Genomic DNA, 18,333 nt, shown 5'->3' with positions numbered 1-18,333 from the left:
TGCTCCTCCTTCACCGAACAGACAAAGGCCGGCTCCGAACGGACTTCATTCGGATGCCGGCTGCGATGCCGCTTCTTTTTTCAAGTAGGTCCAGCTGCCTTCCTGATAAACCAGGCCTTCCTTCATCAGCTTGCCGATGGCGCGCTTGAAAGCGGATTTGCTCATGCCGAACCGCTGGCTGATCAAATCGGCCGGGGTTTCGTCCGAATACGGCATCGCCTGATTCGGGCGTTCCTTCAGAAAGATCAGCAGCTTCTCCGAATCGGTGTCGCGCCCGACTTCCTTACGCTCGCGCATCGAGCAGTTGACGTTGCCGTCCTCGCGCACGAACGTGACGCGTACTTTCACCTGTTCTCCGAGACGCAGCAGCCGGGCTCTTTCGGACGCATGAATGAAGCCGATGACGCCGAAGCCGACCACGCCGCCGTCGCAGACGACGAACGAGCCCATTTGCAGCGGCTTATAGACGCGGGCGTCGACCCAGGTGTTGCGCCAGCTTGAAGGAGCGTCGAAGCACAACTGCTTGAGCCGGTCTTCTCCGGCCACTTTGGCGACGAGCCGCCCTTGCCGGTCGTGGGCAAGTACGACGAACACGCGGTCTCCGACTTCGGGACGCAGTTCCTTAAGCTCAGGCAGTTCTTTAAAAGGAAGCAGCAGATGACGTCCGAGCCCCATTTCGAGAAAGCAGCCAAAGCGCGGATGGATGTCAACCACTTCGAGAAGCGCGACTTCTCCGAGCGTCACGAGCGGCTTGCGCATCGTAGCCGCCAGCCTGTCCTCGGTGTCGTGAAACAGAAATACCTCAACCTGCTCCCCCGGCTTCACTTCCCCGGCGGCTTCGCTGTAATGGAGCAGCACGTCCTGCGTGCCGTCCGTCAAAAAATAGCCGTGCGGCGATACTTCCCTCGCCACGTCCAAACGTCGGATCGTTCCGGCTTCCAGCCTCATACCCGTTCGACCACTTTCGCGTCGGACCATAGCCGCTCGATGTTGTAATATTCGCGGTCGTCGCGGTGAAACACGTGAACGACGACGTCGCCCAAGTCGACAAGCACCCAGCGGGCCGTGTCCATGCCTTCGAGGCCGCGAATTCGTGCGCCGCGCTCTTCCGAACGTTTTTTAATTTCGGTCGCGATCGCTTGCACCTGCGTTTCGGAATTGCCGTGGCAAATGACGAAGTAATCTGCAATCAAAGAAATCCCGCGCAGGTTCAATGCCGTTACGTCCATCGCTTTCTTGTCTTCGGCCGCATCGACCACGAGCTGCATAAGCTCATCCGGTTGAATGGTCATATCGTTTCCTCCTGTAAGTGAATCATACCGATTCTCCCCGCTCCTCCAGCTCCCGGATCAGTCCGTTTCGAGCTTCAAAGGTTAGCGGATAAATTCGTTTGCCTTTATCCAATAAAAAACGGATCGTTCCGTCAAATCCGGTTATAAGTGCCTTCTCTAAACTATGTTCGGCGTTTTGGCGAATATTATGCACGCCCGGAAAATCCCGGCCCGGCTCCATGTAATCCGCCAGGCAAACAACCTTGTCCAGCAGCGTCATCCGCGCGCGCCCCGAGGTGTGATAACGTATCGCATCCAATACTTCCTCGTCGCTTACGCCGTACTGCTCCCGGGCGATCCAAGCGCCTGCATGGGCATGCCACAGCTCTTTGTCGTAATCAAGCAAATCCTGAGGCAGTCCGTTCTCGCGAATGATGCGCGCTTGCTCGTCCACGCGCCAATATTTGCAGACATCGTGAAGGATGGCGGCCAGCTCTGCCTTTTCCGGGTCCGCCCCATAGCGCTCCGCCAGCCGCACCGCCGTTTCCATGACGCCAAGCGTATGGTTCCAGCGCTTCTCCGGCATCTGGGAGCGAACCGACTCGATCATTTCCTCACGCTTCATACAAACGGTTCACCTCGATATAATGATTTACCCGGTCCGGGACCATGTAACGCACCGATCGTCCCGAAGCCCGCCGCTGCCGGATTACTGTGGACGACAGCTCGATTTGCGGCATCGGCACAAGCTCCACCGACTGCCGAATGGCGTCGGGAAGCCCCTCATAGCCCGTTTCGTAGCCAGGCCGTTGCAATCCGGCGAAAGTGACCAGCCGGGCCAACTCGTCGATCTTGTACCACTTCGGCAAATATCGGACCATATCCGCCCCGATAATATAAGTAAACCGATAACCGGGATGCTGCGCCCGAAGCATCGTTACCGTCTCGATGCTGTACGATACGCCGCCTTTGCGCAGCTCCATATCCGAAGCCCGGAAGTGCGGGTGCCCTTCGACGGCCAGCTCGACCATCTCCAGCCGCTGCCGCGGGGAAGCCCCGGGCGCCTGTTCTTTATGCGGAGGCACGTTCGTCGGCATAAACCATACTTCGTCGAGTTCGAGCCTCTCGCAGACGCTTTGGGCGGCAATCAAGTGCCCGATATGAACGGGATCGAAGGTACCGCCCATCAGACCGACCTTCATCAGGCATCCCCCTCTTTTTAGCTGAAATGCCACTTTTACGGCCCTAGCTTAAACCGGAAGCTCGATCGTTTTATGCTCGCGGGATTCCTTGTAGAGCACGATGATTTTGCCGATCACTTGAACCAGCTCCGCGCCGGCGCCTTGCGCCAACTGCTCGGCTACTTCGCTCCGGTCCTCCATACAGTTGTTAAGCACCGTCACTTTAATCAGCTCACGGACTTCCAGCGCCTCGCTGATGTGCCGGATCAAATGATCGTTTACGCCGCCTTTGCCGACCTGAAAGATCGGGTTCATATGATGCGCCAACGAGCGCAAATACCGTTTTTGTTTGCCTGTTAACATGGTGGTTGTTCCTCCTTAAGTAGCACCCTCCTAAATCCTCCCTGGTAGGGAGGACCCCAAAGGGCTGCGCCCTCTGGACACCCGAAAGGGGCGTGCCTGCTGCGGGGCCGGCGTTGAAGGGACGTTGGCGTAGGAACGCTTTCGTCCCTTCGGGACACGCTCGCATGCGGCGTTCTCTTCCTACGTTATGCCCGGGTGCGCTGTGTTGCGTCGTGCGTTTTTTGTTCGACTGTGGGGAAGGGGCCGCCTCATGACGCTGTCATGAAGCTCTTGGTCGGCGCAAGGCGCAAACCGGGCCGTCAGGGGCTCATGACCTTGTCATGAAGCCACCTGTACGGCAACATCTCCAAACCCAAAACCCACAAAACAAATCCTTGCCAAATCCGTGCCTAACCCATACTTAATATGTTCGAAATCAATGCTCCGATTCCGAAAAAGATTGTTCCACCACTTCGCGCATGGCGGCGATCGGAGCGGGCTGGCCGGTCCAATATTCGAAGGCGTAGGCGCCTTGGTAAATGAACATGCCGAGGCCGCTGTGAATGATGGCGCCGCGCTGATCGCGGGCTTCGCGCAAGAAACGGGTGATCAGCGGGTTGTACACCAGATCGCTGACGACCGTCTCCGGACGAATCAGCGAAATGTCCATTGGTACCTCGTCCACGTTCGGATGCATGCCGAGCAGTGTGTTGTTGACGATCAGAGCGGCCTCTCCGGCCAGCTTCGGAATCTCGTCCAGGCCGTGCCCGGATACGCTGCCGAATTCGCTCATCGACGAAGCGAGGTCCAGCGCCTTCTCCTTCGTGCGATTGGCGATGTAGATATGCTCCGCGCCTTCGCGGGCCAGCGCGTAGCCGACGCCGCGCGCCGCTCCCCCTGCGCCGATCATCAGCACCTTGCGCCCCTTCAGCGAGATGCCCGTCTCTTCGCGGAGCGAACGCATGTAGCCGATGCCGTCGGTATTGTAGCCGATCAGCCGGCCGCCTTCGTTGACGATGGTGTTCACCGCTCCGATGGCGCGGGCTCCTTCGTCGATTTCGTCCAAATAGGACATGACCTCGACCTTGTGCGGAATCGTCACGTTGACCCCGCGGAATTGCAGCGCCCGGATGCCGGCCACCGCGTCCTTCAACGTGCCGGGCAGGATATGAAACGCTCCGTACGCCGCGTTGATTCCCGCCGCTTCGAATGCCCGGTTCAGCATGATCGGCGATTTGGAATGCCGGATCGGATCGCCGAACACCCCGTACAAAATCGTGTGGCTGTCCAGTTTATGCTTGCTCATTGAGTCCCGTTCCTCCCGCTCCCGCTAAATGACCGATTCCCGAACCGCGACCTTCACGCCTTTGGGAACGTGGATGGCCAGATCCGCCCCGGCGGTGCCGTTTACTTTGATCCAGCCGAGTCCCGAGACCGAAACGTCCAGATTCGCGTTCTTCGGAATGCGGATCGGATGTTTGGTCAGCTTGGGCAATTCTTCCAGATCTTCCAGACTTGGCGGCGCCAGAAGCACGCCCCGGTGCTCCTCGTACAGCTCGTCCGCCCGCTCCAGCTTCGTCCGGTGGGCCTGGAGCGCGTTGGAAACGTAGAACGTGAACGACTGCCGTTCGCCCTGCACGAAATCGAAGCGCGCCAAGCTGCCGAAGAAGATCGTCTGCTGGTCGTTCAACTGGAACACCAACGGCTTGATCGGCCTGTCCGGCATCACCTTCATCAAATCTTTCTTGCTGACGAGCTCCGTCAGACGATGCTTGTACACGATGCCCGGCGTATCGATGATCGAGGCGCCATCGTCCAGCGGAATGCGCACAAGGTCAAGCGTCGTGCCCGGATATTGCGAAACCGTCAGCTCGGCGTCCAAATCGCTGTAATCGCGAATAAGCCGGTTGATGAGCGTCGATTTGCCGACGTTCGTCGCCCCGACGACATAGATGTCGCGCCCTTTGCGGTGCAGCTCCAACGCTTCGATGACCCGCTCGAAGCCCATATTTTTTTTCGCCGAGCACAGGACGACTTCCACGACCCGAAGTCCCGCTTCCTTCGCCTGTCTCTGCACCCAGTTCACGATCCGGTTGTAGTTCGTCACCTTGGGGAGCAGATCGATTTTGTTCACGACCAGAATGACCGGATTCGTTCCGACAAACCGCGCCAGACCGGAAATCATGCTGCCCTCGAAATCGAAAATATCGACAATGTTCACGACCAGCGAGTCCGTTCCCCCCACATGGGTGAGCAGCCGCAAAAAATCGTCCTGATTGAGCGTAATGCCCGAAGCTTCGTTGTAATTTTTGATGCGGAAACACCGCTGGCAAATGATCGGCGTGCGCGCAAGCGCTTGAGCCGGGACATAGCCGAGCTGGTCCGGCTGCTCCGTTTGGAGCGCTACGCCGCAGCCCGCACAGTGGTTATTTTCGGAGTGTTGATTGTGGGCCGTCATACGTTCCCTACCTTTTCATTATAGTTAATGCGGCCTTCTCGATCCTTCGATTTACCTTCGTAAAAAAGCCCTCGTCCGCAAGAGAGATCGGATGGACGAGGATGGTATAAAGCCCCATCCGGTTGCCTCCCAGCACGTCGGTCAGCATCTGATCCCCGATGACCACCGTCTGCTGCGCCCGCAGATTCATGATGCTCATGGCCCGCCGGAACGCGGCGCTTGTCGGCTTACGGGCGCGATAAATGAAAGGCAGGGACAACGGCTCGGCGAACTTGGTTACCCGGTTGCGCTGGTTGTTCGACACAATGACGACCTGAAAGCCGATTTGCCCCACGACTTTCAGCCAATCCAGCAACTCCGGCGTGGCAAGAGGCGCTTTGGCTCCTACCAGCGTATTGTCCAAGTCCGTTATGATGCCGCGGTATCCCTGCTCCCATAACGCTTGAAGATCTATGTCAAATATCGTTTTGACTTGTTGACGCGGAATCAGCTTTTTCAGCAAAGAATTCACCTCGAAAGACATTAGGCTGTATACGTCAAACTATACCATAACTGTCCATTTTGTTGCAAAATGGCGAACAAAAAAAGCAAACCGCCCTCCGCAAAGGCGCGGTCTGCCGATCGGTTAACATTTACATCTGCGAACGCAAGCGTTCGACGATTTGATTTGTTTTTTTCCAGTCTTCCTCCGTGATCTCCGCTTTTCCGTACTTCGCCTTCTCGAATACGTGAAGCACGGCCTCGAGCTCTTCGCTCATCCACCGGCTCTGGCGGGACCAACGGCGCACCGCTTCGCGCAGCGTCTCGTGCTCCTCGCGCACATAGCCGTTGCGCCGGAAAATGCGCAGCAGGCGTTCGCATTCCACAATGACCTTCTGCTTCAGCAGCGAAGCCCGGCGGCGGCGCGCGCGTTCCTTCAGCAGCTCGACAACCTGCAGCTTCCAGGCCAGGAGTGCGGCAACGAGGATCACGGCGGCGACAATGCTCCACACGGCCGCATGATGCGTTTCAACGGCAGGCTCTGCCAGCTTCGTCTCCGGCTTCGGAGCAGGTTGCGGTTCTACCGGTGAAGCGGACGTTTCTTCCAGCAGCACGGCGCGCGGCATCGCGAAGCCTGCCGTCGGCTCGAACGGAATCCATCCGTAGCCGTCGAAATAAACTTCGACCCAGGAGTGGGCGTCGGAGTTGCGTACCGTGTAGACCCCGCCGCCATCCGGGTCCATCAGCAGCTCGTTGGGGGCGAAGCCTTGCAGCTCCGGCTGCTGAAAATCCGGCGTCCCTGACGCATAGCCTTTGACCCAGCGCGCCGGAAGTCCGATCGAGCGGGACAGCACCACCATCGCGGTAGAGTAATAATCGCAATAGCCTTCTTTAATCTCAAACAGGAACCGGTCGACAAAATCGCGGCTCTGGCCCTTGCTGAGGTCGGGTTTGTTCGTATACGGAAAGCTCGTCTGCAAGTATTGCTCAAGCTTCTTCGCTTTGTCGTACGGATTGGCCGCATCTTTCGTCAGATCCGCGGCCAGCTTGCGGACCCGCTCCGGCACGCTGCTCGGCAGCTGGACGAATTCCGCCACATCCTGCTTCAGCGGCGCAGGTGGCAGCTTCCGCAGCGCTTCTTCGTTGACAACCGGCATTTGCGACACGATCGTATACGTTTGCGGGTACGGCTGCCGCTCGCTGTAGCGGATCTCAGATTGCGCAGCCGACCATTGCAGCGGCTCAAAGCCGTTTTTGGCGCCGTCCAGTCCCATCACTTTCTGGATGGAATAGGCTCCGAACAGTACGGGATACGGCTGCGCCGACATCAGCGTGACGGTTTGCTTCACCTCCACCGTCTTCGCCTTGGAACCGGCTAACCGGGCGTCCGCCGGAAGCGGAGCTTCGGGCCTGATCGCGTTCCACGGACCGCGCCGCTCGCTGTCGCTTTCCTCCCAGCCTTTGCCGGTATAGTGCGAACGCGTCTCGCCCCGCCAATAAGCGCGGTGATCCGTTTCTACCTTCATGACCGGCGTATAATCGAACCGGAAGCCGCCTCCCAGATTCGCATCGCTCCGGCTGTAGCCCGACGAGGAATCCATCGCCTCGCTGGGGGGCACGGTGACGCCTTTTCCCGTGGTGAAGGCCATCGGCTCTCCCCGGGACGCGCGCCAAGCGGTATACGGGTCGGTCAACATCGGTCCGACCTCGGGCATGAGCGATCCGGCGAGCACCGTCACCCCGATTAAAAAGGCGACCGTCATGGCGATGGAAGCCGGATATTCCGCCAAATGCCGCCAAGCGGTCGGGTCTTTGCGCCGCAGATGCGCGAAATGATTGAGAATGAGCAGCAGCAGACCGCAGCCGACGATCACGGCCACTTGCGGCCACAAATAGATGGACGAGAACGAATCGCGGATGCAGAGCGCAAGCACGCTGACCACCAGCAGAATATATACCCGCCACTTGACTTCCACCCACCAAATGACCGTCACGTAAACGACCCAGGCGCCCATGCCGAACCACAAATACGGCGTAAGCTCGTACAGATTCAAGAACAGCTTCGAGCTCACAAAGCTGGACGCCTTCATCGGCTCGATCACTTCAAATTGCTCCAGCACGAGCACGTTGATGACCACGACGGAGACAAGCTGCAAAATGCCGCGAACGATCCAATGCAGCCGCGTCAAATGCTCGAGCGCAAAGACCGCCAGAAGCGTCATTTTCACGATGACGACCGTCTCCGGAAGCCAGAAGCCGTCTTCTTTGGCGAACCAGTACACAAACTGGAGCAAAATCAATCCGGACAACAGCACCGACAAGCGGTGCGGCCATTCGTCCCACAGCAAACGCTTAAGCCACATTCGCTGCTGCTTCATCCCTTCCGACCTCCCAACAGCCCGGGCAGCTCCGACAGCTGCCTTACGGCATAGCAGGGAATGCCCCGCGCATGCAAATCCTTGACCCAGACTTCTTTGCCGCGTACGGCGCCGATCCAGAGATGGCAAGGATTCAACTGCTGCTGCTTCAGCCAAGCAAGCACCTGCAGCATCGGTTCGCCGGACATCGGGCTGATCAGCGTCACGAAGCTGCCGGGCAACAGCTGATGCACTTTGGTTTTGAGCACATGGCGGATGTCATGGACGCTGTCGGCCTCCACATCGATAAAATGCTGCTGCGCCGCCTGATACAGCGCTTGCCCGGTCTTGGGATCAAAATAGACGTCGTCTGCGCCTGTGGAGACAAGCCCGAGCGCAAGCCCCCGTTCCGAGCCGTATTGAAACAAGGATGCGGCTACGGATACGGCCAATTCGAACTGCTCGGGGTCCCCGTAGGCTTGCCCCGCCCGGTCGAGAATCAAGTACGTTTTCGGCAGCGACTCGCGCTCGAACTCCTTTGATTTCCAAGTGCCGGTCTTGGCGGTCGCATTCCAGTGAATGCGGGAGAGCCGGTCTCCGTAAATATATTCGCGAACCCCGTTGATCTGCGTCGTCTCCCGGACGGCCCGGGTCGTAGACGAGTGGTGGCTCGTTCCTTTCATCATTTGGTTGTACTGCTGCCATTCCCGGATCGGCACGGTCTGCGGCAGCACGGCGATGCTTTGGGGCAGCTCCAAACCGCCCTTGTGCTCGAACAAGCCGAAGACGTCTTCCGTCACGCATTCCGTCTGTCCGAACGTATAGCGCCCCCGGCGCATCGCCGGGGTCCGGTATTCCCATTCCGCGCGCCGCCGCCAGTCGGGAACGACCGTCGCTTCGAACGTCAGCTCGCGCCCGCTTTTGTGGTACAAGCGATCCTTGATAAACAAATAGGGGATCGGCCATATGCCCGGAATTTGCAGTTGAATCGTTACGCCGAGCGAGCTGCCCGCCGGCATCAGAGAGCCGTAATCGCCGCTGGACAACGTACGTACCCCTTGGGTCCGCTTAATGCCGCTCCACTGCCCCAGCAGCAAATACACGCTCAAAATCGTCATCATCACGAACAACATTAAAGCGAGCTTGCCACCCTGAAACAGCAGGAAGCCGAGACTTCCTGCAAAAGCCGTCGCCACCGCCCAAAATTTGCGGCTAAACCGTGACCGGGATGGAAGCCTGTGAGCGAAGGAAGGTTTCATCATGCTCACTTCTCCCAACGTACCGGCACTTTCACCTGCTGCACGACCGATTGCAGGACGGATTGCACCGTAGCCCCCTCCATCCGGGCTTCGGCCGTCAGCAAAATCCGGTGGCCGAGCACGTACGGCACCAAAAATTTAATATCGTCCGGGATGACATAGTCCCGTTCCTGAATTAATGCCAGCGCTTTGGAGGCCTGCACGAGCGCAAGCGTCGCCCGCGGGCTGGCGCCGAGATAGATCGAGCCATGTTCGCGGGTCTGGCGGGTGACGGCGACCAAATAAGCGGCAACCGCTTCGTCGAGATGCACCTGCTTGACCTGCTTCTGGATCGCCAAGATTTGCTCGCTGTCCACGACCGGCTCCAGCTCTTCGAGCGGATGGACGACGCTTTGCGCCAAAATCATCTTCGTTTCCGTATCCGCATCCGGGTAACCGAGACTGAACTTCATCATAAACCGGTCCAGCTGGGCTTCCGGCAAAATGTACGTGCCTTCGAAATCAATCGGATTTTGCGTTGCCAGCAGCAGGAATGGCTTCGGCAGGTCGTACGTTTCCCCGTCTACCGTCACATGGCGCTCTTCCATCGCTTCGAGCAGCGCCGACTGCGTCTTGGTCGTCGCCCGGTTAATTTCGTCCGCCAGCAAAATATGCGTCATAATCGGTCCGGGACGGAAAATAAATACCTCGTCCTTCGGATGATAGATCGAGACCCCCGTAATATCGGTAGGAAGAAGGTCGGGATTGCATTGAATACGGCGAAACTGGCCGCGGATCGATTTGGCAAGCGCTTTGATCAGCACCGTCTTGCCGGTGCCGGGCACATCCTCAAGCAGCACATGGCCTCCTGCCAGCATGGCGGTCATCAGCAGTACAATCTCGTCCGTTTTGCCGAGGATGCAGGATGCCAAATTCGCTTGTATGCGCTTCAAGGCTTGAATATCTTCTCGTATCATCGTTTCCATCGTCCGGGCCTCCTCGAAAAGTTATCGTACAAAGTATATACGTAAGAACGGGAAATAAAGTTGTCAAAAATGGTTCCATATGGCGAAAATATCTCCAAATTGCAACAAAATGTAACAAAACCAAAACGATCAGCAAGGAAAACGTTATTTCCTTATTGTACAGGATTCAAAAAACGGCGTATACGTGTAAAACCGATGAAATTGTTCGGCGAAATGCAAAAAACCCCGGAGATTCGCCGGGGCACGCGGGGACGGGCCTTGACATAGGTCCGCTCAGCCTTGCGGTCTGAATACGAGCGCCGCAAGAAACGAAAAGATAATGGCCGCCGAGATGCCCGCGCTCGTCACCTCGAAGATGCCGGTAATAATGCCGATGACGCCGTGCAGTTTAAGCTCGGCTAACGCGCCGTGGACGAGCGAATTACCGAAGCTTGTGATCGGTACGGTCGCCCCGGCCCCGGCAAACTCGATAAACCGGTCGTACAGGCTCTTATTGCCGATCGGAATACCGTCGACAATCGCTCCTGCGACGACCAGCGTACTCATCGTATGCGCGGGTGACAGCCGCATGACGTCAATCAGCAGCTGTCCGATGACGCAGATGGCTCCGCCGACGATAAACGCCCAAACAAACTGCATCCAATCCATAGTCTAACGCACCTCGCTTTCGATCGCTACCGCATGGGCGATGCTGGGAATGCTTTCTCCTTGCTGGAAAGAAAGCGGAGACAGCAGCGCCCCCGTCGCCACCACGAGCACCCGCTTCAGTTCTCCCTTTTTCATGCGCTTCAAAATATGCCCGTAAGTAACAACGGCGGAGCAAGCGCACCCGCTGCCGCCGGCCTGCACGTTCTGTTTCTCCCGGTCGAAAACCATCAGGCCGCAGTCTTTGTAGGTCGTTTGGTGAATGGGCACCTTATGCTTCTCCAGCAGCTCGCACGCGATTTCGTAGCCGACCTTCGCCAAATCGCCGGTAACGATCAGATCGTAGTAGCCCGGCTCCCGCTGAAAATCGCGAAAATGCGCCTGCAGCGTATCGACCGCCGCCGGGGCCATCGCAGCCCCCATATTGAACGGGTCCTTGATGCCCATGTCGATGACGCGGCCGATCGTCGCCCCGGTCACGACCGGCCCCGGGCCGTGGTTCCCCACAACGGCGCAAGCCGCGCCTGTTACCGTATACTGCGCGGTCGGCGGCTTCTGCGAGCCGTATTCCGTCGGATAGCGGAACTGCTTCTCCGCCGTGGAGTTATGGCTGCAGGTGCCGGCCAGCACATGATGGCCGAAGCCGGAATCCACGATCAGCGACGCAACGGCAAGTCCCTCCATCGAAGTCGAGCAAGCGCCGAAGACGCCCAGATACGGGATTTGCATCGTACGGACCGCAAAGCTGTTGCTGATAATCTGGTTCAGCAGGTCGCCCCCGACATAGAACTGGATATGCTCTTTGGTCAAGCACGCATTTTCGATCGCCAGCTTCGCCGCTTCCTCCAGCATTTTTTTCTCGGCCTTCTCCCAGCTGTCTTGCCCGATCATGGTGTCCGCATGCACGATATCGAATTCGTTGCCGAGCGGTCCGCTGGCCTCGTCCGGTCCGACGATCGTAGCCGTCCCCCGGATGACCGGCCGCTTCTTGAATTCCCAGCTCTGGGCTCCCTTCAGCATCTCATTTGACCCCCAATCCGAACAACCAGTGGATGAGCCCGATAACAAATGCGGACACCGTCCCGTAGACGATAACCGGACCTGCCAGCTTGAACATGTTGCCTCCGACGCCCAGCACGTAGCCTTCGCTTTTATGCTCCAGCGCCGCGGAGCACATCGAGTTGGCAAATCCGGTTACGGGGACGGCCGAGCCAGCTCCCGCCCATTGGGCGATTCTGTCATATACGCCGAAGCAGGTTAGAACGACAGACAGGAAGATCATGACCGCTACCGTCGGATTCCCCGCCGTTTTATCGGTAAAGCCGAACCAGTAAATAAAGAATTGGGTCACGAATTGTCCGATCAGACAGATGAACCCTCCGGCAATAAAAGCACGAAAGCAGTTTTGAAGCACCGGGCGCGCCGGCTCTCGCTTTTTGACGAATTCCTGATATTCCTGCTGGGTCCAGGTCAGCTTTTTCATTTTGGACTTTGTGCTCATGCTCGCTGTTCCTCCTGCATGGTTTTTATCGCTTCAACAGAGGCTCGGCCTGCTCCAAGATCTGGTTCATTTGCTGCGCGCACCTCTCGTACATGCGCTTCGCGCCCTCGTTCTTAACCGCGAGAGCGAACAGCAACAAATCCGCTTCGCACTTCTTGAGCGTCGCAAACAACAGCGGCTTTGACACATCGTCAGGCACTTGAAGCATGTCGTCGAACAAATCGACATGCAGCCCTCCGTACGCGTCTACTTGACCGATGAACACGTTCTCCAGCGTCACGCCTATTTTTTCCAGCTCCGTGAAGAGCCATTCCCGGCTCAGTCCGGCTGTGGCAAGCGGCTCGTCCATAATGTTGCCGTCGATGATGACCGCTTGCGACTCGCGTTCGGGCGCCGTTTTGATTCCGAGATGCTTCGCCGTGAGCGGTTGATTTTCTTTTTTCAGCAGCACGCTGATATCCCCGCTTGATTCCAGTATGGCAAATTCCACATCGGCCACGTTAAACACGCTTTTGGTCCGCAGCTGCTCCAGCAGCTCGTCGGCGGTATAGCGTTCTTTTTTCAAATTGTCCTCGAGAATTTTGCCTTCCTTGATGAATACCGTTCCTTTTCCCTCGAACCATTCCCGCAGACGCTTGCTTTTCAGCGTCAGCATCTCCAGCAGCAGCGGAATCGCGAACCAGAGCAGCAAGGCGATAAAACCGTGCATGTAGTTCGCTTCGACGTCGGTGGACATGAACCCCGCAACCTCGCCAAGGGTAATTCCCGTTATGTATTCGAAGAAGGTCAATTGAGATATTTGTTTTTTCCCCAAAATTCGGGTCATCAAAAACAAGATCGCGATCGTCAAAAGCGCCCGAAAAAAAATATGCACCCAATCCTGCAACGAATTCCTCTCCTTTTCCGCGCGAGCTTAGCTTTCTTGGTGTAACGAGATCACTTAAATTATTTGCTGAAACGGAAGAGTTATGGCAGGTAGTTATTGACATTCATCAGCTTCTTCTTAATCGCACACATTATCGTTTGTGGAGGTGATAACGATGACCGTGGCAAGCCAAGTGAAAACGACGCTGGCTTCGCTGAAAAGTGCGCAAGCCAGCTTGGAAACGTTCGCGTTGAGCACGCAAAATCAGGAAGCCAAGACGCTGTTCCAAAATTGCGCGCAGCAAACGCAGCAAATCGTTGACCAAGTCAGCTCGCGTGTGCAGCAGCTCGAGAATGAGGAGCCCCAATATAAAGGGTTTTAAGGCATGACGAAAACAGCCCGGTCCGTTTTCTCCCAAACGGCTCCCGGGCTGTTTTTTACTGCGCTTTTATTTCCGCGCCGGTGTTCACGTGCAGCGGTTTGCATCAGGCCAGCACCATCAAAACGATCAGCAGCAAAATAAACAAGATCAGAATGAGCAGTAAAGAAGTGAAAAATCCCATCGGCATTCGCCCCTATCCAGATGGTTTGCAATCGTCCCTTTATGTGTATGCCCGGTGAAAATAAATGGCTCGGGCAAAAGCCCATCTCTATCCTAAAGTGAAAATAAGTGCTATAATAAACTTCATTGTTCACGTGAACATTAATCGATTTTCGGGAGGACTACCGATATCATGACGATTGCAACCAAGGAGCAGTTGACCGCCTTTGTGACCGAAACGGTGCGCACCACCCCGGTCACCGATATTCATACCCATCTGTTTGCCGAATCGTTCGGCGACCTGCTGCTGTGGGGAGTAGACGAGCTGCTGACGTACCATTATCTGATCGCCGAAACGTTCCGCTTCCGCCCGGATTTGTCTTACGACGCTTTCTGGCAGCTATCCAAACAGGAGCAGGCCGACTTGATCTGGCAGACGCTGTTTATCGACCATTCGCCCTACAGTGAAGCGTGCCGCGGCGTCGTCACGGTATTGAACCGGCTCGGCTTCGATCTGGCGAAGCGCGACCTGGAGGAATACCGCGCGTATTTCCGCAGCGTCAGCGCCAGCGACTACATCGACCGCATTTTGAAGCTGGCGAACGTAAAGACGGTCGTGATGACCAACGATCCGTTCGATGCTTACGAACGCGGAAAATGGGAGTCCGGCGCAAGCCAGGATCCCCGCTTCCTGGCTGCCCTGCGGATCGATCCGCTGCTTAATCTGTGGGACAGCTCCTGGAGCAAGCTCAAGGAGCAGGGCTATGAGGTCAGCGCCGACTTGTCCGGCGGTACGCTCGCCGAAATCCGCCGCTTCCTGAAGGATTGGATTGCCCGGATGAACCCGCTGTATATGGCCGTTTCACTACCGAACGATTTTGCGTATCCGGAAGATTCCGTGCGCGTCCGCATCATCGACGAATGTATCGTGCCCGTTGCGCGGGAAGCGGGAATACCGTTTGCGATGATGATCGGCGTGAAGCGCAAAGTCAATCCGTCTCTGAAAGATGCGGGCGACAGCCTTGGCAAAAGCGACATCGGCGCGGTCGAGCGAATCGTCAGCAAGTATCAGGACGTGAAATTTTTGGTCACGATGCTATCCCGGGAAAACCAGCACGAGCTGGCCGTCACCGCGCGGAAAAACCGCAACCTGCTCGTGTTCGGCTGCTGGTGGTTTCTGAACAACCCGAGCTTGATCGAGGAAATTACGCGGATGCGGCTTGAGCTGCTTGGCGGCAGCATCATTCCGCAGCACTCGGATTGCCGTATTCTGGATCAGCTCTTGTACAAATGGGATCACTCGCGCGCAATTATCGGCAAAGTGCTCTGCGATAAATACGGCGACCTGTTCGACGCCGGCTGGCGGCTGGAGGAAGAGGAGATCCGCCGCGATATCGAGGATCTGCTCGGCGGCGTATTCTGGAAGTTTCTTGGCAAGCCGGACCCTGCGGCCTGATTCCGGTTCTTCGATCATATTCAACCATAACAATAGACGGCCTTCTGCGCGGCGCAGGGGCCGTTTTTTGCGTACGTCAGACAATGTTGGAATCTTTGTTTTTTCCTTTCAACAGATCGCCGGTCCAGCCTTTCCAATGCATCCAAAAATAAACGGACAAGGTCAGCAGGACAATGGCGGAGATGGCCAGCGCATAGCCGAACGGCAGCTCAAGCTCGGGCATGCGCTTGAAGTTCATGCCCCAGATGGAGCCGAATACGGTAGCCGGGGTGCAGATGACGGAAAATACGGTGAGCGTCTTCATAATTTCGTTGCCCCGGTACGTCGCGATGTTGTTGTCGATATTCAGCAGGATATCCAGCTCGGTGCGATAGCGCTTCAGCCGGGAATGCAGCCTTTGGAGCAGCAGCTCGTTGTTGTCGTACTCGTGGCAGGGGCTGTCTTCCGCCCATCCTTTGGCGGCTGCGTGAAACTCTTCGAGCGGCTGAACAATGCGGTGCCAGTCCAGCACTTCATACTGAAGATCCATAATTTCATCCAGCACTTTCGAATCGTTGCTGCGCTTCATCCGGCCTTCCAGCTCCTCCAGCCTCCATTCCAGCTCTTCCATCTGCGATAAAAACGTCAGCGCTACTTCTCCGATCAGCATGCAGAACCCTTGCAGCGCCGTCCGGCATCGATCCATGCAGGAAAGCATATGCTTCTCCTTTTCGTCGTCAAACGGGTACAGCCCTTCTTGAAAGGTCAGCAGCTTCGATTCGTCCACCCGGTAAAACATTTTTTGCTGCCCGTTCTTGGGATGCAGCGAATACACGATAAAGCCCTGCAGCAGCTTCGCAGTCCCCCGGAGCGAACCCGGGGCATCCCGGTGTCCTCACAGGCCGTCATCAATGTCCATGACCATCTGGCGTTGGGAAACCGAACGGTGCGCTGGTCCATAAAGCTTCCTCCATTCTGGCAAACGTTCTTGTTTCCTCCTTAACCTCTTCCACTGCGGCATGAAACCGGCGCTAATTCAGACGGAGACGAGCCGGATAAAGATAGTACGAACCGAGAAACGGACTTATGGTCCGCTGGACAAAGGAGGCGAACAGCCATGTTATACTGTCCTTCCGCCGGATTCACGGGGACACGGTATGACAAAAAAGCTTCCTGAACCCTAAGGGGAGGGAAGCTTTTTTTGGTATGTCAGGAGGGCAGTATGCCTGCAGCGGCCGTTGGCGGTTAGCCGTCAGGTGTTTTTTTTGTTTCTGCTTTAGTAAATGCAAGAGCCGCGCCAAAGGTAACGGCAGCTATGGAACGCCGCAAAAATCCGCGTTTTCATCGGATGGGAAACAGGAAAAAGGACCCCTTGCGGAGTCCTTTCCAACGGTGAACGATTTTTGGTATTTTGCCTTGAACCTCGCCTAAAGCTCGGGTCTTACCTCATTCACGATCGCAGTACGTGTACTACTACTCTAACGTGTCTTTGGCACATCCCTCCGCTTCTATCTCGATTCGGAAGCAACTTCCCCGGTATTTCTCGTTGAACTGTTCAACGGAACCACACCTCTCTTTTCACCGTTGATTATAGCATGTGCCGTCCGCGACGTTTTTATTCAATTCTTTTAAAAAAGTTGGGTAAGCCCGTTCAATCCCGTATGATGACCGCCGTGCCGAGCGGGATGTGACGGTACAGCCATTCGACGTCTCGGTTGTGCATGCGGACGCAGCCCGACGAAGCGCTGCTGCCGATCGAGTACGGCCGGTTCGTTCCGTGAATTCCGTAGCGGTACCCTCCCGAGCCCGGAACATTGATTCCCATCCAACGCGTCCCCAGCGGATTTCGCGGGTCCCCTCCGGGAATTTGCTTCCGTACGTACCACGGCTTCACGATTTTCGTCACGATATGGAACGTCCCTGTCGGCGTCAGGTCCTTCGTCCGTCCTGTCGCAACGGCAAAGCCGTATGCCGCCCTCCCGTTCACGATAACGGTCAGCCGGTTCTCCGATTTATCGATCAACAAATATACGCCTTCTTCCTCCAAACCGGCCGGGGGCGACGTCCCCGCGGAAGGTCCTGGAGCCGCTCCGAGTGCGCTTCCGGCCGGCCAAGCGCCGAACAAAAGCATCAGGAGAAAAAGGGATATTCTCAACATCCATCATCCTTACTCTTTCGTGATGAAGTCACACGCCGTTTTAGTGTGCTCCAACGCGCAAGCCGCCATTCGCCCGTTCTCGGCGTCAGATCCGGCATACGCTAAGCGGACAATCGGCGCAGCCAACCATCGCCTGAAAGAAAGGCAAATTTGTTATAACTAATCTTCCGTTCTCCCATTCGATGGCTCCCGCCGCCTTATATTCGCTAAGCATCCGGTTTACTCCCTCCCGGGTCGAACCGATCATGTTCGCCAGATCAGTATGCGTCAATTTGATCGTGATGCGAATCCCCCGTTCATCCTTTTCGCCATAAGAATTGGTCAGGCGGATCAAGGTCGAAGCGAGCGCGCCGTTCTTGCCGAACAGCAGTAAATCCCGGAATTTGGACTGCATGAATTGCTGCATCTGACCCATCCATTTGAATAGCTGCAGCGCCATATCGCCGTTTCTCCAGATGAGGACTTCCAAGTCTTTGATCAGAATGACGCCAAGCGACGCATCTTCCATCACGATGCCGTCATATCCGTAAGACTGCGGTCCGCAGCTTCCGAACTCGCCGAACAGATCGCCAGGCTGCGCCACTTGCAGAATGAACGCCTTGCCGTCCTCCGTCGATTTGCTCAGCTTCACTGTACCCTTGTGAACATAGTACAGCCTGTCCGCCGTATCCCCTTCCCAAAACAAATAATCGCCCTCCGCCGCTTGTTTCGGGTACATGATTTGCGTAAGCCGTTCCATGTTTTCACCCGACAAAAACTGCGGAATATGATGAGCGGTTTCCGGCGTCGTTCGGTTAGCGATTTCCATATACACCATCCTTATCCAGAAATCTCCCGATTCCTTATGATAATGATGGTACCAGATCATTATTAGA

The 18,333-nt window shown here is 56.4% G+C and carries 21 protein-coding genes; 2 read left to right on the top strand and 19 right to left on the bottom strand.

The window, feature by feature from the left end; translation table 11 throughout:
• Positions 1 to 45: 45 nt before the first annotated feature.
• The 15 genes from NI000_RS17440 to NI000_RS17370 all read right to left on the bottom strand — a co-directional run bounded on the left by NI000_RS17440 (position 46) and on the right by NI000_RS17370 (position 13,345).
• On the bottom strand, positions 46 to 948 hold the full coding sequence (locus NI000_RS17440) for a CvfB family protein (protein ID WP_253412696.1): 903 nt from the start codon (positions 946 to 948) through the stop codon (positions 46 to 48).
• On the bottom strand, positions 945 to 1,292 hold the full coding sequence (gene rsfS, locus NI000_RS17435; protein ID WP_054973706.1) for a ribosome silencing factor: 348 nt from the start codon (positions 1,290 to 1,292) through the stop codon (positions 945 to 947). The genes NI000_RS17440 and rsfS overlap by 4 nt, the downstream gene beginning before the upstream one ends.
• A 22-nt stretch (positions 1,293 to 1,314) precedes the next feature.
• On the bottom strand, positions 1,315 to 1,896 hold the full coding sequence (gene yqeK, locus NI000_RS17430) for a bis(5'-nucleosyl)-tetraphosphatase (symmetrical) YqeK (protein WP_253412694.1): 582 nt from the start codon (positions 1,894 to 1,896) through the stop codon (positions 1,315 to 1,317).
• Positions 1,886 to 2,473: a nicotinate-nucleotide adenylyltransferase gene (locus NI000_RS17425; protein ID WP_253412692.1), complete on the bottom strand. Its 588-nt coding sequence runs from the start codon at positions 2,471 to 2,473 to the stop codon at positions 1,886 to 1,888. The genes yqeK and NI000_RS17425 overlap by 11 nt, the downstream gene beginning before the upstream one ends.
• A 48-nt stretch (positions 2,474 to 2,521) precedes the next feature.
• A complete protein-coding gene (gene yhbY, locus NI000_RS17420) occupies positions 2,522 to 2,815 on the bottom strand; it encodes a ribosome assembly RNA-binding protein YhbY (RefSeq protein ID WP_054973703.1) in 294 nt (97 codons plus the stop codon).
• Positions 2,816 to 3,230: 415 nt separating this feature from the next.
• Positions 3,231 to 4,100 (bottom strand): shikimate dehydrogenase, encoded by an 870-nt coding sequence (locus NI000_RS17415; protein ID WP_253412690.1) that lies wholly within the window; start codon positions 4,098 to 4,100, stop codon positions 3,231 to 3,233.
• A gap of 24 nt (positions 4,101 to 4,124) precedes the next feature.
• Entirely contained in the window at positions 4,125 to 5,252 is a 1,128-nt protein-coding gene (yqeH, locus tag NI000_RS17410; protein ID WP_253412688.1) for a ribosome biogenesis GTPase YqeH, read from the bottom strand.
• A gap of 7 nt (positions 5,253 to 5,259) precedes the next feature.
• Positions 5,260 to 5,775: a YqeG family HAD IIIA-type phosphatase gene (locus tag NI000_RS17405; RefSeq protein WP_375540982.1), complete on the bottom strand. Its 516-nt coding sequence runs from the start codon at positions 5,773 to 5,775 to the stop codon at positions 5,260 to 5,262.
• Positions 5,776 to 5,884: 109 nt separating this feature from the next.
• Complete coding sequence (locus NI000_RS17400) at positions 5,885 to 8,110, bottom strand: transglutaminase TgpA family protein (protein WP_253412687.1); 2,226 nt, start codon at positions 8,108 to 8,110, stop codon at positions 5,885 to 5,887.
• Positions 8,107 to 9,351: a DUF58 domain-containing protein gene (locus NI000_RS17395; protein ID WP_253412685.1), complete on the bottom strand. Its 1,245-nt coding sequence runs from the start codon at positions 9,349 to 9,351 to the stop codon at positions 8,107 to 8,109. The genes NI000_RS17400 and NI000_RS17395 overlap by 4 nt, the downstream gene beginning before the upstream one ends.
• 2 nt (positions 9,352 to 9,353) lie before the next feature.
• Complete coding sequence (locus tag NI000_RS17390; RefSeq protein WP_253412683.1) at positions 9,354 to 10,313, bottom strand: AAA family ATPase; 960 nt, start codon at positions 10,311 to 10,313, stop codon at positions 9,354 to 9,356.
• A gap of 273 nt (positions 10,314 to 10,586) precedes the next feature.
• Entirely contained in the window at positions 10,587 to 10,952 is a 366-nt protein-coding gene (gene spoVAE / locus NI000_RS17385) for a stage V sporulation protein AE (RefSeq protein ID WP_253412936.1), read from the bottom strand.
• 12 nt (positions 10,953 to 10,964) lie between these two features.
• Positions 10,965 to 11,978, bottom strand: coding sequence for a stage V sporulation protein AD (gene spoVAD, locus NI000_RS17380; RefSeq protein ID WP_253412681.1), 1,014 nt, complete (start codon positions 11,976 to 11,978; stop codon positions 10,965 to 10,967).
• Position 11,979: 1 nt separating this feature from the next.
• Entirely contained in the window at positions 11,980 to 12,459 is a 480-nt protein-coding gene (spoVAC, locus tag NI000_RS17375; RefSeq protein WP_253412679.1) for a stage V sporulation protein AC, read from the bottom strand.
• 25 nt (positions 12,460 to 12,484) lie between these two features.
• Complete coding sequence (locus NI000_RS17370) at positions 12,485 to 13,345, bottom strand: DUF421 domain-containing protein (protein ID WP_253412677.1); 861 nt, start codon at positions 13,343 to 13,345, stop codon at positions 12,485 to 12,487.
• 154 nt (positions 13,346 to 13,499) lie between these two features.
• On the opposite strand from NI000_RS17370, the gene NI000_RS17365 reads away from it, so the two are divergent.
• Entirely contained in the window at positions 13,500 to 13,706 is a 207-nt protein-coding gene (locus tag NI000_RS17365; RefSeq protein WP_253412675.1) for a DUF1657 domain-containing protein, read from the top strand.
• On the opposite strand, the gene NI000_RS17360 is transcribed toward NI000_RS17365, so the two are convergent.
• A complete protein-coding gene (locus NI000_RS17360) occupies positions 13,703 to 14,020 on the bottom strand; it encodes a hypothetical protein (protein ID WP_253412673.1) in 318 nt (105 codons plus the stop codon). The two genes, NI000_RS17365 and NI000_RS17360, sit on opposite strands and share 4 nt — an antisense overlap.
• A 38-nt stretch (positions 14,021 to 14,058) precedes the next feature.
• Here NI000_RS17360 and NI000_RS17355 point away from each other — a divergent pair, with 38 nt between their 5' ends.
• Positions 14,059 to 15,321: a glucuronate isomerase gene (locus tag NI000_RS17355; RefSeq protein WP_253412671.1), complete on the top strand. Its 1,263-nt coding sequence runs from the start codon at positions 14,059 to 14,061 to the stop codon at positions 15,319 to 15,321.
• A 76-nt stretch (positions 15,322 to 15,397) separates the two neighbouring features.
• Here NI000_RS17355 and NI000_RS17350 read toward each other — a convergent pair whose 3' ends face one another.
• From NI000_RS17350 to NI000_RS17340, 3 genes are all read right to left on the bottom strand, one after another.
• Complete coding sequence (locus NI000_RS17350; RefSeq protein WP_253412669.1) at positions 15,398 to 16,135, bottom strand: CorA family divalent cation transporter; 738 nt, start codon at positions 16,133 to 16,135, stop codon at positions 15,398 to 15,400.
• An 816-nt stretch (positions 16,136 to 16,951) separates the two neighbouring features.
• Positions 16,952 to 17,458, bottom strand: coding sequence for a L,D-transpeptidase (locus NI000_RS17345; RefSeq protein ID WP_253412667.1), 507 nt, complete (start codon positions 17,456 to 17,458; stop codon positions 16,952 to 16,954).
• Between the two features lie 85 nt (positions 17,459 to 17,543).
• The gene (locus NI000_RS17340) at positions 17,544 to 18,266 is read right to left on the bottom strand and encodes a Crp/Fnr family transcriptional regulator (protein ID WP_253412666.1); all 723 of its coding nucleotides are present in this window, start codon (positions 18,264 to 18,266) and stop codon (positions 17,544 to 17,546) included.
• Between the last annotated feature and the right edge of the window lie 67 nt (positions 18,267 to 18,333).

The organism is Paenibacillus tyrphae (assembly GCF_024158745.1).
GTDB classification, from domain to species: domain Bacteria; phylum Bacillota; class Bacilli; order Paenibacillales; family NBRC-103111; genus Paenibacillus_G; species Paenibacillus_G tyrfis_A.
The sequence above is the reverse complement of the archived record's forward strand: the minus strand, read 5'-3'. Positions and strand labels throughout refer to the sequence as shown.

What these genes read in the sequence shown, in the direction of transcription:
- NI000_RS17440 (WP_253412696.1), bottom strand. Translation starts at nt 948, where the DNA reads ATGAGGCTGGAAGCCGGAACGATCCGACGTTTGGACGTGGCGAGGGAA.
- rsfS (WP_054973706.1), bottom strand. Translation starts at nt 1,292, where the DNA reads ATGACCATTCAACCGGATGAGCTTATGCAGCTCGTGGTCGATGCGGCC.
- yqeK (WP_253412694.1), bottom strand. Translation starts at nt 1,896, where the DNA reads ATGAAGCGTGAGGAAATGATCGAGTCGGTTCGCTCCCAGATGCCGGAG.
- NI000_RS17425 (WP_253412692.1), bottom strand. Translation starts at nt 2,473, where the DNA reads ATGAAGGTCGGTCTGATGGGCGGTACCTTCGATCCCGTTCATATCGGG.
- yhbY (WP_054973703.1), bottom strand. Translation starts at nt 2,815, where the DNA reads ATGTTAACAGGCAAACAAAAACGGTATTTGCGCTCGTTGGCGCATCAT.
- NI000_RS17415 (WP_253412690.1), bottom strand. Translation starts at nt 4,100, where the DNA reads ATGAGCAAGCATAAACTGGACAGCCACACGATTTTGTACGGGGTGTTC.
- yqeH (WP_253412688.1), bottom strand. Translation starts at nt 5,252, where the DNA reads ATGACGGCCCACAATCAACACTCCGAAAATAACCACTGTGCGGGCTGC.
- NI000_RS17405 (WP_375540982.1), bottom strand. Translation starts at nt 5,775, where the DNA reads ATGTCTTTCGAGGTGAATTCTTTGCTGAAAAAGCTGATTCCGCGTCAA.
- NI000_RS17400 (WP_253412687.1), bottom strand. Translation starts at nt 8,110, where the DNA reads ATGAAGCAGCAGCGAATGTGGCTTAAGCGTTTGCTGTGGGACGAATGG.
- NI000_RS17395 (WP_253412685.1), bottom strand. Translation starts at nt 9,351, where the DNA reads ATGATGAAACCTTCCTTCGCTCACAGGCTTCCATCCCGGTCACGGTTT.
- NI000_RS17390 (WP_253412683.1), bottom strand. Translation starts at nt 10,313, where the DNA reads ATGGAAACGATGATACGAGAAGATATTCAAGCCTTGAAGCGCATACAA.
- spoVAE (WP_253412936.1), bottom strand. Translation starts at nt 10,952, where the DNA reads ATGCAGTTTGTTTGGGCGTTTATCGTCGGCGGAGCCATCTGCGTCATC.
- spoVAD (WP_253412681.1), bottom strand. Translation starts at nt 11,978, where the DNA reads ATGCTGAAGGGAGCCCAGAGCTGGGAATTCAAGAAGCGGCCGGTCATC.
- spoVAC (WP_253412679.1), bottom strand. Translation starts at nt 12,459, where the DNA reads ATGAGCACAAAGTCCAAAATGAAAAAGCTGACCTGGACCCAGCAGGAA.
- NI000_RS17365 (WP_253412675.1), top strand. Translation starts at nt 13,500, where the DNA reads ATGACCGTGGCAAGCCAAGTGAAAACGACGCTGGCTTCGCTGAAAAGT.
- NI000_RS17355 (WP_253412671.1), top strand. Translation starts at nt 14,059, where the DNA reads ATGACGATTGCAACCAAGGAGCAGTTGACCGCCTTTGTGACCGAAACG.
- NI000_RS17345 (WP_253412667.1), bottom strand. Translation starts at nt 17,458, where the DNA reads ATGTTGAGAATATCCCTTTTTCTCCTGATGCTTTTGTTCGGCGCTTGG.
- NI000_RS17340 (WP_253412666.1), bottom strand. Translation starts at nt 18,266, where the DNA reads ATGGAAATCGCTAACCGAACGACGCCGGAAACCGCTCATCATATTCCG.